Source organism: Natronoflexus pectinivorans (genome assembly GCF_004345615.1).
Taxonomy (GTDB): domain Bacteria; phylum Bacteroidota; class Bacteroidia; order Bacteroidales; family Marinilabiliaceae; genus Natronoflexus; species Natronoflexus pectinivorans.
This window is the reverse complement of record NZ_SLWK01000001.1, coordinates 301,230-313,415: the sequence shown is the minus strand read 5'-3', so window position 1 is coordinate 313,415 and position 12,186 is coordinate 301,230. Positions and strand designations below refer to the sequence as shown.

Genomic DNA, 12,186 nt, shown 5'->3' with positions numbered 1-12,186 from the left:
CTACCTTTCCAATATGGATTGTTCAAGTTCTTTCCAGATCATATCTTTAAGTTGCTGAATGCCATATCCCGTTACCGATGAAATGAATACGTGGGGTATTTCCGGAAGTTCGTTTGACATCTCCTGAATCAGTTCTTTATCCAGAAAGTCGGATTTGGATATGGCCAGAATACGCTGCTTATCCAGTAATTCCGGGTTGTGTTGTTCCAACTCATTTAAAAGAATGCGGTATTCGTCCTTTATGTTTTTGCTGTCGGCCGGAATCATAAACAACAGAATGGAGTTACGTTCAATGTGGCGTAAAAACCTCAGTCCAATGCCTTTCCCCTCGTGTGCCCCCTCTATAATTCCAGGAATATCGGCCATCACAAAGGACTTTAAATCCCGGTATTCCACAATCCCAAGATTTGGAATGAGAGTGGTAAATGGGTAATCTGCTATTTCAGGTTTTGCTGCACTTACGGCAGCTAAAAGCGTTGATTTTCCGGCATTTGGAAAACCTACAAGCCCTACATCTGCAAGGACTTTCAATTCGAGAATAGCTGCTATTTCCACAGCATCTTCGCCGGGTTGAGCATAACGGGGTGTTTGGTTGGTTGATGATTTAAAGTGCCAGTTTCCCAACCCGCCCCGGCCTCCTTTGGCCAAAATTACTTCTTGCCCGTCTTCGGTTATTTCAAATAGAACTTCTCCGGTTTCTGCATCTTTGGCAACAGTTCCCAAAGGAACTTCAATCACCTTATCTTCGCCAGATGCGCCAGATGAGCGCTGTCGACTTCCCGACTCTCCGTGTCCGGCAAATACATGCCGCTGAAACTTCAGGTGAATTAAGGTCCATAAATTACGGTTGCCGCGAACAATCACATGACCGCCACGCCCTCCATCACCTCCATCCGGACCACCCTTGGGGACAAATTTTTCCCTCCGTAAATGGGTCGATCCGGGTCCGCCTTTCCCTGAACGGCAGAATATTTTTACATAGTCAACAAAATTGCTTCCGGCCATCTCTTTTTTTATAATTGTTAAACTAAACTTGTTTCCAATATCTTAGAGACTGTTTAAATTGATTAAAAGATCTTTATATAATAGTCCCGAGATATTCGGGATTAGACCGATAGACAAGACTAAATAGAGGTTCAGTTATATCTCTAATCATCTTTCTAATTTCTATAGATCTCTAATCTATAGAATTCTTAAGAAACAAAATTTAAACAGTTACTTATAATATGAAAACACGTTTTTATTATATAGAAAACTCTGGGTTCTTGTGATCTGGGAAAATGGTGGTGATTAATATTTTTAAAAACTCTGTGAAACCCTGCATTGATCCGACTCAATTCCGTGTAATGATATTATACGGGATTGGCTTATTGTCTTTGCGGAGTTTCACAGAGAAAAATTACTTTATTTAATTCCTGCGAAACAAATATTAAACACAGGATTCAATGGATTCGCTGATTGAAGAAAAAATTTCATCAATTGAACCAACCCCTTTTACTCCATGATATGATCCTTCATTTTTATAAAAATCAATCACCGGGGATGTTTGGCTTTCATACACTTTGATTCTTTTTTCTATGGTTTCCAGGTTGTCATCCGATCTGCCGGAAATCTGACCTCGTTTTAGAAGCCTGTCAATAAGTTCAGGTTTGGCCACTTCAAGATTGATCATTACGCTGATCTTTTCACCCCGTTTTTCGAGCATCTCTTTAAGCGCTTTGGCCTGTTCTACGGTTCTTGGAAATCCATCAAAAATAACACCCGGCATGTCGTTAAGGGTGTCGAGTTTGTTTTCCAGCATGTCTATAATCAGGTCATCGGGCACCAATTGACCGTTGTCAATAAACTTCGCGGCTGTGACTCCAAGGGGAGTTCCGGATTTAATTTCTGCCCTTAATATATCTCCTGTGGAGATATGGGCAAAACCGAATTTTTCAATGATTTTTTCACTCTGTGTGCCCTTACCGGAGCCCGGAGGGCCAAAAATAATTACATTTTGCATGTGAGAATTTGGTTAATAGATTAGTTACTGTTTGGCTGTTATTTATTTCTGATTTCTAAGCTATTTTTATGTCTCAACTTGCACCAAACATATTATTTTGGCAAGATTTGTTGCTTCAACAGAAGAAAAAAATCATGGATGAGACATTTTAATTATCAGCTGTTAAGCTGTATATGTCGGGCAGGTTACGACCGTAGCCATTGTAATCAAGCCCATATCCAACGATAAAATCGTTGGGTATTTTCAACCCCACATAATCAAGTTTAATGTCTTTTTTTAAGGCATCGGGTTTAAACAGAAGCGATGCCACAACAACTTCTTCTACCCCCATTTTATTAAGCTGGTTAACACAGTTTTCAACAGTTACCCCGGTGTCAACAATATCCTCTAAAAGAACCACTGTTCGGCCTTTTAAGTCTTCGTTAAAGCCAATCAGTTCCTTTACTTTGCCTGTGCTTCCGGTGCCTTCGTATGATGCCAGTTTAACAAAGCTGATCTGGCAGGGGAAGTCAATCAGTTTCATCAGGTCGGCTGAAAACATAAATGATCCATTTAAGATGCAGATCATTAGAGGGTCTGCATCTCTTAATTCCCGGTTGATTTTTTCGGCCATCTCCCAAATGGCTTTTTTAATATCACTGGCCGGAATTGACAGGCTAAAGGTCTTGTCAAGTAACTGAATATTTTTCATTAATGGTAATTTCCTATATGGTTTAAGTTACAAATGTAAGAAAAATGAAGCACATGGATGTGATAAGATTCTGTGATTTTAGTATTTGTACATGCAGTGTTTCAATTCACCTAGGTTGTTGAGGTGATGATAAGTTTAAACAAACGATTGACAATTATTTTAGTTTTTTTTAATTTGGACTTGATATTGACACCTTAACTAACCCAAATATTGAGAGATGCTTGCTTTAAAGATTAAATGTCAGTTCAGACATGAAAACGGAAACTCGTTTTCACTAATGCTTCATTCATCTCGTTTTATCATTTCGTTTCTCTTTTGCTTTTTCTTCTTCTCTTTTTTATCTCTGTCCGTGGTTTTCTGTCAGGTTCAGGTTTTCAATTCTCCGGTGGATGGCATCATGGTTCGATCGGGGGCTATGAGCAGGGATGCATGGGCTTTTTTTACAAATCCGGCAGGTACGGCTCTCAATCCCGTTTTGGCAGCAGGAGCCGGGTATGAAAGCACTTTTCATTTGAGTGATCTAAGTTCCAGAGCGGCTTTTGCTGTTTTTCCCAACAGATACGGTGTTGTATCTGGAGGGTTTTCTCAATATGGGTTTTCAAGTTTTAATCTCCAACAATACAGTGTTGCTTTTGCACGTGAAATGGCTCCGTGGTTGCGACTTGGGATAAAAGGTACGCGAATGGTCAGATATCAGCAATCGTATGGTAGTCATGGGATTTTTCTGATGGATGCCGGACTGCAAATTATGCCGTCTTCACAATTCGCCATAGGCTTTTTTACAGCAAACCCCTCGCGACAAAAGTGGGACTTAGACAATCATAGCGAATACCACGTTTCATATTCGGCAGCTTCCATTTTGTACGAGCCATCCTCGGGGTTGTTTCTTGAACTTGGTTTGATAAAAGAGATGGAAGAGGATGCAGTGGTTAGTTTTAGCGTTGAAGCTCCGGTTCATCAACAGGTCAATCTGAGAGGAGGTGTTTCGTCGGCACCATTGCGTATGGCTTTTGGTGCCGGGTTAGAATGGGAAATGATTCGGTTTGACGCAGGCATAAATCATCATCCTACACTCGGGTTCTCTTCGGCGTTTGGAATTGTATATGTTATTAAAAGGTAATGCGTTTCTCCATGGTCAGAATATCAGTTATTTGGATTGTTTTTATTTGCATGTTTCATTTTGCTGCCGGGCAAAATGAGGATGACGTGCGTTTATGGGCATCAGAAATAATGGAAAGCCTGGCAGCTGATTTGGATGAAGATGTCGACCTCACCTGGTTCACCGAAGAACTGATCCGTTTGGCACGTAACCCTGTGAAAATTAACCGGGCTAGACGTGAAGATCTGGAACAGATTTTTTTCCTGAATGACATCCAGATTGAAGCCATCCTTTTCCGAAGATATCAATTAGAGAAGTTTGTTACAATTTTTGATCTACAGGCTGTTGAAGGGCTGGATCGACGTACCATAATGTTGCTTGAGCCGTTGCTGTTGTTTGATGAAGAGCTGGATGAAGATCATCGCTTTTTTCGTCGCAGGGGAGACCTGTTTCTGCGCACCCAATGGGTGCTGGAAACGCCTTCGGGATACCGTGAAAGGGAAGATGGTACCACTCCTTTTCAGGGAAATAAACTGAAACTCTATTCACGAATGGAAATTGAGCCGATGCGTGATGTGGAGCTGGGGTTTGTGACTGAAAAAGATGCCGGAGAACCCATGTTCAATAATCAGATAAATACGCTTGATTATGTTTCCGGGTATTTGTCGTGGAAACCCAATGGAATTGTTAAGCAGGTAATTGTTGGCCAGTACCGCATGAGCACTGGACAAGGATTGGTTTTGCAAACTGCCATGGCTCCACGTAAAAGTTCCATGACAACTTCCATCCGCAATCGCCATCCTGCCTACCGTCCTTCACTTTCAGTTGCCGAAGGTGGTGGGCTCAATGGGGGATTGATTGCTTTTGGAACGGATAATTTCACGATTGTTCCATTTGTTTCCATTCAGAATGTTGGCGGAAGAATCAGCGAAGATGATGGTGGGAACAGATTTATCACAAGCATCAAAACAGATGGGTTTCATCGCACTTTAACAGAGCTTGAGCAACGCAAAACCACCTTGGAGGAGATTTACGGCATATCTGTCAGATGGCATGCAGGGCGTTTTATTTTAGATGGAGGCTTTCTGCACTATGAGTTGGAGCATCCACTCTACCCGGTTGACCGGCCATACAATATTCACTATTTCAGGGGACGAAAAAATCAAAATGGATGGTTTGGATGGCAAGGCAGCATTTATAATGTGTATTGGTTTGGGGAGGTTGCTTTTAACGACAACCCCGAGCCGGCTCTCTGGACCGGAACACTCTTTGCCTTATCGGGTCAACTCAACATGGCAATGGCCTATCGTCGCATTCCGGTTGATTTCATTGCTCCGCTTGGAGCTCCGCTAACGGAAGCCGGGAATCCGGCCGGAGAGTCGGGATTTTACGCCGGAATGGAGTTGGGGTTGCCGGCAGGCCTCTCTTTATCGGCTTACATTGACTATTTCGAACACAACTGGCTCAGGTTTCAAACCAAATCGCCATCCAATGGATATGATTTTCTGTCTGTTTTAACCCATCGTCCATCAAGAGGATGGGAGAATTTATTGAGATACCGCCATCGCAACAAGGTTGTGAATGTTCCCATGGATAATCCGGGATATGAAACCGGGGAGCTTGTTCAAAACCAGTTCAGATTGCAAACCCGATATTCTCCAGATAACACCTGGAGTTTTACAACTCGAGCTGACTTTCATTATGTTTCCAGGTTTGGTGAAAGAGCTGAATCACCCGGCTTTCTTCTGGCACAGGATATCCGCTACCGGCATCCGGGTGAAAAGTGGAATGCGACTCTCAGGTATGCCATGATGGATGTTGAAGATTATGAGACGAGAATTTACGCATACGAACCCGACTTGCTTTACAGCTTTAGTGTTCCTTCTTATTATGGAGTTGGAAACAGAGTGGTTGCCATGGTTAAATATACACCACTTCGTCGACTGGATTTGTGGGTGAGATTTTCCCGTTGGCATTATGCCAACAGGGAAACTATAGGTTCAGGAAATATGACCATTCCAGGGAACGTTAGCAGGGAGGTTCGTTTTCAGGTACGAAAGAGATTTTAATTCCCTACTTCAGAAATAAATTTGATGCGCACCATCCTGATCTCTTCCTCTGAATACTCTTCTTCACCTAACTCATCCAATGCTGAGGCAACATCGTCTGTCTCCGCGTCCTCTTTAAAATAGAGGAAAATATCATCGCGATGATCTTCATCCATCACCTGATCAATATGGTAGTCAATGTTGACCCTGGTTCCACTGTAAACGATCGATTCCAGCTCTTTCAAGAGGTCATTCATCTCTATGCCTTTGCTTTCGGCAATGTCATCAAGGGGTACCTGCCTGTCGATGCTTTGAATGATAGAGATTTTTAGTTTGGATTTGTTGGCAACAGACTTTACGACCAAATCAATGGGTCTGTCAAGCTCGTTTTCGTCCACATGTCTTTTTATCAAATCCACAAAATCCTTCCCAAAGCGTTTGGCTTTACCTGCTCCAACGCCCGGCATATTCTGGAGTTCATCCAGCGTAATGGGATAGTAGGTTGACATGGCCTCAAGTGAAGGATCCTGAAAAATCACAAATGGGGGAAGGTTGAGCTTTTTGGAGATGAGCTTCCGCAAGTCCTTGAGCATTGAAAAAAGCTGAGGGTCAACCGCTGCTGTTCCTCCGGCAGTTCTGGTTTCCTGCTCCATTTCATCATAATCATGGTTTTTGGTCAGCATGATCGGAAAAGGTTTGACAAGATAATCAAGCCCTTTTTCGCTGATTCTCAATAAACCATAGTTCTCAATCTCTTTGGTGATGAGTCCCGCAATAAGTGCGTGCCGTATTACGGCATTCCAATATTTTCCATCCTCCTCTTTGCCGGATGCAAAGAGTTCCAAATCTTCATGGTTGTAAGATTTTACACTGCTGGTGACTCTTCCTGTGAGGATATCCACCACGTGTTCTGCTTTGAATTTTTCCTTGATAACTTGTATTACCTTAATCATTTTCACAATGGAGTCCTGTCCATCGAATTGTTCTTTTGGATGCAGGCAGTTATCACAGGTGTCACAGTTATCTTCCTTGTAGGTCTCACCAAAATAGTGAAGCAGAAGTTTTCTGCGGCAAAGAGAGGTTTCGGCATAGGCGACGGTTTCAAACAGCAACTGTTTCCCGATCTCCTGCTCGGCCAATGGTTTGCCTTGCATAAACTTCTCCAGCTTCTGTATGTCTTTGTAGCTGTAGAAAGTGATGCAACGACCCTCTCCGCCATCTCGTCCGGCACGACCTGTTTCCTGGTAATAGCCTTCAAGGCTTTTGGGAATGTCGTAGTGCATAACAATGCGTACATCGGGTTTGTCAATACCCATTCCAAATGCTATGGTGGCTACAATGACATCAACCTCCTCGTGCAGGAACTTATCCTGATTTCCCGATCTGGTGGAAGCGTCCATCCCGGCATGATAAGGCAAAGCCTTAATCCCGTTTACAATGAGCATTTCCGCTAATTCTTCTACTTTTTTTCTGCTCAGGCAATAGATGATGGCCGATTTTCCTATGTTCTCCTTCAGAATCCTAATGATCTCCTTCGAAGCATGAACTTTTGGTTTTACTTCGTAGTAGAGATTGGGCCTGTTAAATGATGATTTAAAAACGCAGGCATTCAACATTCCCAGCGTTTTTTGTATGTCATGCTGAACTTTTGGCGTAGCAGTGGCTGTTAAGGCGATCAGTGGAGCATTTCCAATTTCATTGATGATGGGACGAATGCGGCGATACTCCGGGCGGAAATCGTGACCCCATTCGGAAATACAATGAGCCTCATCAACCGCGTAAAACGATATTTTAACCTGTTTGAGAAAAAGTATGTTCTCCTCTTTTGTCAATGATTCAGGAGCAACGTATAACAACTTGGTTTTCCCCGACAATACGTCTTCCTTAACCTGCGTAATGGCAGATTTGGTTAAGGAAGAGTTCAGAAAGTGAGCGATCCCGTCATCTTCTCCAAAATTTCTCATGGCATCAACCTGGTTCTTCATCAGGGCAATAAGGGGGGAGATGATGATGGCCGTGCCATCCAAAATCATGGATGGCAATTGGTAGCAAAGTGATTTTCCGCCACCTGTTGGCATCAATACAAATGTATCATTACCTGCAAGAACATTTTTTATAATTTCTTCCTGATTTCCTTTAAAGGTTTCGAAACCAAAATGTTGCTTCAAGTGAGCTTTTAAGTTGATCTGTTTAGTCATAACTTAGATCGCGTGTTCTCCTTTTTAAATTCAACTAACTTTCGGCTTACCAGAGCCGGATTTTTCCCATCTCTCAAAAAAACAGACAAATATAATCTAAAATAACCGAATTTCGGTCTTCCTGTGAATCACATTGTTTTTGATACAATAACATCATGTAATTCTCTATTCCGGGGGACTTTATTCTTGTATTAAATTGTGATATTGTACCGGAAGTGTTCCTGATTTCAGCCAACTCCCGGTTGCTTAATTTTTAAACCGTACGATTTTGTAAGGTTTAATTTCTTCATGCTGAAATGAAAATATTCATTTTCCTTTTAATTGGTATCTTATTCTTGTTGTGGGTATATTTCCCTGAAAAGGTATAATGTAACATTATACCTTAAATCTATAATAAGATGGCTTGGTTTAATAGAACCCCAGAGTTGATAAATGGTAATTACCTTTTTTAAAACTATTATTGAAATTATAAAAACTTTTTATCATATCCAACAATCAGTTGTTACAAAAAAATGATAATCGGGTTGATTTTTTTACCGAATCTATTGTGATTGCCTGTGACCTAAATAGGTCAAGCCAGCATTATTTCTAAAAATAATTTTCGCAATAACAGTTAGCACATTATCTTCGCACTTTATTAATTTGTATTTTAAATGCAAATTAACCGATGGCTGAAAGATTAAATCCCTGTTATGGCTAAAAAAGAAAAAACTGAAATGTCATTTCTTGATCATCTTGAAGAGTTGAGATGGCACATTATTCGTTCGTTCGCCTCAATATTTGTGTTTGCGATACTTGCTTTTGTTTTTAAAAACTTTGTATTTGATGTGGTGATTCTGGGTCCCAGTCGGCCGGATTTTTTTACCAATCAATTATTGTGTCGCATTTCTGAAGCCCTCAACCTTCCTGTTTTATGCATCAACCAGGAACAGCTGAAATTTCAGAATATCCAGATGTCAGGACAGTTTGTAATGCACATTTGGGTGGCTTTTATTACCGGGCTGGTAATCTCATTTCCTTATATCTTTTGGGAATTCTGGAGGTTTGTGAGGCCTGCTTTATACGAAAATGAGGTGAAGCACAGTCGGGGTGCAATATTTTTTGCCAGTATTCTTTTTTCACTAGGAATCCTGTTTGCCTATTATGTCATTACACCTCTGTCAGTCTATTTTCTTGGTAACTATCAGGTAAGTGAAAGCGTGGAGAACATCATTAACTTTGGTTCCTATGTATCTACCATCTCTTCTATAGTTCTGGCAAGTGGGGTGATGTTTGAGTTACCAATATTTATATATTTTCTTAGCAAGGTTGGGTTGGTAACTGCTGAATTTCTTAAAAAGTATCGCAGGCACGCAATTGTAGTAGTCCTTGCTCTGGCAGCCATTATCACACCTCCCGATATGATCAGCCAAATAATGGTTTGTTTACCGCTGATTGTTTTATACGAAGCTGGTATAGTTATTGCTAAAAGAGTAGAGAAGAAAAAAGCCATGGCATAGTACGCCGGTTTAAAAACTGATATAGCTAAGATTTTATGGAAGATCAGGGTTTAATATTACATACAAAGGATCTGGTTAAGAGATACAAAAACCGGACGGTAGTAAAAGGTGTTTCGGTTGAGGTTAAGCAAGGCGAGATTGTGGGACTGTTGGGGCCAAATGGAGCCGGAAAAACCACCACTTTTTATATGATGGTAGGTCTGATTGAACCAAACGCGGGAGAGATTTATCTCAACGAAGAGCGAATTACCAGGGAGCCCGTTTACAAACGTGCTCAAAAAGGAATCGGTTATCTGGCTCAGGAGGCCAGTGTTTTTCGTACAATGAGTGTTGAAGACAACATCAGATCGGTTTTGGAAATGACCAAATTTTCCAAGGATTATCAAAAGCACAGGGTCGAGGAGCTGTTAGAGGAATTTAGTCTTACTCACATACGTAAAAGTAAAGGTATACAGCTTTCCGGGGGAGAGCGCAGGCGTACTGAAATTGCCAGAGCTCTGGCAATTAATCCTAAATTTATTCTTTTGGATGAGCCTTTTGCAGGAGTAGACCCTATTGCGGTAAGGGATATTCAGGAGATTGTTGCCAAGCTGAAATTTAAGAATATAGGAATTCTGATCACCGACCATAACGTGCATGAAACTTTATCGATTACCGATAGAGCCTACTTGCTGTTCGAAGGAGATATTCTTAAAGCAGGAAGTGCCGAAGAGCTGGCTGAAGATCCCGATGTGAGAAGAGTATACCTGGGAGATGATTTCATCTTGCGCAGAAGAACTTTTCAGGTAGAATGATGATTTTTTTCAAAAAAAAGCGGTGGATGTTTTGGCGAATTAAAAAAAAGCATCTATTTTTGCACCGCAATTAAGCGGACGTGGCGTAATTGGTAGCCGCGCTAGACTTAGGATCTAGTGCCGTAAGGCGTGGGGGTTCGAGTCCCTTCGTCCGCACTTTAAAAGGATAAAACCGCCTGACGAACGACTTATAATCGGGAGTAGGCGGTTTTGTAATTTCTGCATATTACAATTAAGAAATCCCCTTAATATTTTGATTTTTTTAGCAGATAAAAGCTGTTCAACTGAGGGGAATGTCAATGGCATACTTGTTACATTGTAAATGCTTCATTATCTTTGCGCTGAAATAATAGAACCAAAACTGGCTGCTTTGTGATGCAGAGTGGTCAATTCGGCCAATTCATAACTAATTTTTAACTATTTTCGAATGAATATTGTAAGGGAAAACATTGACGACCTTAACGCGGTAATTAAACTGACCATCGAAAAGGACGATTATGAAAAGCGTGTGGCTGACGTGTTGAAATCATACCAGAAAAAAGCCAGTATGCCAGGGTTTCGTCCCGGAAAGGTGCCTTCAGGTCTTGTAAAAAAGATGTATGGGAATGCTGTTTTAGTTGATGAAATCAATAAGCTGGTTTCTGAAAATCTTTCAAAATATTTAACCGACAATGAATTGAATATATTGGGTGAGCCTCTTCCTAGTGAGTCGCAACAACCCATAGATTTCGATACACAGGATAGTTTTGAGTTTGCTTTCGACATCGCCCTTTCTCCGCAGGTTGAGGTGAAACTGACAAAAAGAGAAAAAATTCCTTACTATACCATCGAAGTAACTAATGACATGGTGGATGGGCAAATTAAAACCCTGACCAGCCGTTTTGGAACCAGCCAGAATGTTGATGTTGTTGGTGAGGAGTCGTTGGTGAAAGGTGACTTTGTGCAAATTGATGCCGAAGGAAATGCCATCGAAGAGGGCATTAACGCTGAAGATTCAGTGATGTCACTGGCCATCATAAAAGATGACAAAGCAAAGAAAGAGTTTGTTGGTAAAAAAGTAGGTGACGACATCGTTTTCGATCCCAAAAAGGCATTCCCCAACGATACAGAGATCTCTTATCTTCTGAAAGTAACCAAAGAGCAGGCTGCTGATGTGTCAGGATCATTCCGCTTTACCATTAAGGAGATCACTGAACATGTTGATCCTGAACTTAACCAGGAGCTATTTGACAAACTTTTTGGAGAAGGAAAAGTTACTTCCGAAGAGGAAATGAAAACACGGGTGAAGGAAGATATGCAAAAGACTTTTGAAATGGAGTCTGAATACAGATTTTCTGCCGATGCACGGGAAAAATTAACAGGTAAAATCGAAATGGATTTGCCTGCGGAATTCCTGAAGCGTTGGATGAAAGCCACCAACAGAGGTGAAGAGCAAATTTCTGATGAGCAGATTGATAACGATATGCCTAAATTCCTTGAGGATCTGAAATGGCAACTGATCAGAAATGAAATCATCCGCACCAATGAATTGAAAATTGAGGAAAAAGATGTGGTTGAGTTTGCCAAAAAATCGGCTCGTGTTCAGTTCATGCAGTATGGTTTAACCAATCTTCCCGATGAGCACATTGAAGGATACGCCATGGATATGATGAAAAATCAGGATCATGGACGCAGATTTGCCGAAGGCGCGCTTTCTGAGAAGGTGATGGAGTTTGTGAAAGAGTCAGTTAAACTCGATCCCAAGGAGATTTCACGCGAAGAGTTTAATAAACTCTTTGAGAACAATTAATGGTGTTCGCGAAAGATGTGAGCAAAACATTTATTAAATTAGCGGATTACTAACATTAATTTGACA

9 protein-coding genes and 1 tRNA gene are annotated in these 12,186 nt (G+C 41.3%); 6 read left to right on the top strand and 4 right to left on the bottom strand.

Going from position 1 to position 12,186, the window contains the following annotated elements:
* The 3 genes from obgE to hpt all read right to left on the bottom strand — a co-directional run bounded on the left by obgE (position 1) and on the right by hpt (position 2,693).
* Positions 1-1,005, bottom strand: coding sequence for a GTPase ObgE (obgE, locus tag EV194_RS01235; RefSeq protein WP_132431274.1), 1,005 nt, complete (start codon positions 1,003-1,005; stop codon positions 1-3).
* 424 nt (positions 1,006-1,429) lie between these two features.
* Positions 1,430-2,002 (bottom strand): adenylate kinase, encoded by a 573-nt coding sequence (locus tag EV194_RS01230; protein WP_132431272.1) that lies wholly within the window; start codon positions 2,000-2,002, stop codon positions 1,430-1,432.
* A gap of 148 nt (positions 2,003-2,150) precedes the next feature.
* A complete protein-coding gene (gene hpt, locus EV194_RS01225; protein ID WP_132431270.1) occupies positions 2,151-2,693 on the bottom strand; it encodes a hypoxanthine phosphoribosyltransferase in 543 nt (180 codons plus the stop codon).
* 217 nt (positions 2,694-2,910) lie between these two features.
* Here hpt and EV194_RS01220 point away from each other — a divergent pair, with 217 nt between their 5' ends.
* Entirely contained in the window at positions 2,911-3,813 is a 903-nt protein-coding gene (locus tag EV194_RS01220; RefSeq protein WP_132431268.1) for a hypothetical protein, read from the top strand.
* 11 nt (positions 3,814-3,824) lie between these two features.
* On the top strand, positions 3,825-5,861 hold the full coding sequence (locus EV194_RS01215; RefSeq protein ID WP_165921773.1) for a ComEA family DNA-binding protein: 2,037 nt from the start codon (positions 3,825-3,827) through the stop codon (positions 5,859-5,861).
* On the opposite strand, the gene recQ is transcribed toward EV194_RS01215, so the two are convergent.
* Entirely contained in the window at positions 5,858-8,038 is a 2,181-nt protein-coding gene (gene recQ, locus EV194_RS01210) for a DNA helicase RecQ (protein WP_132431264.1), read from the bottom strand. The two genes, EV194_RS01215 and recQ, sit on opposite strands and share 4 nt — an antisense overlap.
* Positions 8,039-8,730: 692 nt before the next feature.
* Here recQ and tatC point away from each other — a divergent pair.
* The 4 genes from tatC to tig all read left to right on the top strand — a co-directional run bounded on the left by tatC (position 8,731) and on the right by tig (position 12,120).
* On the top strand, positions 8,731-9,537 hold the full coding sequence (tatC, locus tag EV194_RS01205) for a twin-arginine translocase subunit TatC (RefSeq protein ID WP_132431262.1): 807 nt from the start codon (positions 8,731-8,733) through the stop codon (positions 9,535-9,537).
* A 35-nt stretch (positions 9,538-9,572) separates the two neighbouring features.
* The gene (gene lptB, locus EV194_RS01200) at positions 9,573-10,331 is read left to right on the top strand and encodes an LPS export ABC transporter ATP-binding protein (protein ID WP_132431260.1); all 759 of its coding nucleotides are present in this window, start codon (positions 9,573-9,575) and stop codon (positions 10,329-10,331) included.
* Positions 10,332-10,405: 74 nt separating this feature from the next.
* Positions 10,406-10,487 (top strand) — tRNA-Leu (locus EV194_RS01195).
* A 271-nt stretch (positions 10,488-10,758) separates the two neighbouring features.
* On the top strand, positions 10,759-12,120 hold the full coding sequence (tig, locus tag EV194_RS01190) for a trigger factor (RefSeq protein WP_132431258.1): 1,362 nt from the start codon (positions 10,759-10,761) through the stop codon (positions 12,118-12,120).
* The last annotated feature ends 66 nt before the right edge of the window (positions 12,121-12,186 follow it).

Coding starts and splice junctions, on each gene's coding strand:
- lptB (WP_132431260.1), top strand. CDS start 9,573: ATGGAAGATCAGGGTTTAATATTACATACAAAGGATCTGGTTAAGAGA.
- EV194_RS01215 (WP_165921773.1), top strand. CDS start 3,825: ATGGTCAGAATATCAGTTATTTGGATTGTTTTTATTTGCATGTTTCAT.
- obgE (WP_132431274.1), bottom strand. CDS start 1,005: ATGGCCGGAAGCAATTTTGTTGACTATGTAAAAATATTCTGCCGTTCA.
- recQ (WP_132431264.1), bottom strand. CDS start 8,038: ATGACTAAACAGATCAACTTAAAAGCTCACTTGAAGCAACATTTTGGT.
- EV194_RS01230 (WP_132431272.1), bottom strand. CDS start 2,002: ATGCAAAATGTAATTATTTTTGGCCCTCCGGGCTCCGGTAAGGGCACA.
- tatC (WP_132431262.1), top strand. CDS start 8,731: ATGGCTAAAAAAGAAAAAACTGAAATGTCATTTCTTGATCATCTTGAA.
- EV194_RS01220 (WP_132431268.1), top strand. CDS start 2,911: ATGCTTGCTTTAAAGATTAAATGTCAGTTCAGACATGAAAACGGAAAC.
- hpt (WP_132431270.1), bottom strand. CDS start 2,693: ATGAAAAATATTCAGTTACTTGACAAGACCTTTAGCCTGTCAATTCCG.
- tig (WP_132431258.1), top strand. CDS start 10,759: ATGAATATTGTAAGGGAAAACATTGACGACCTTAACGCGGTAATTAAA.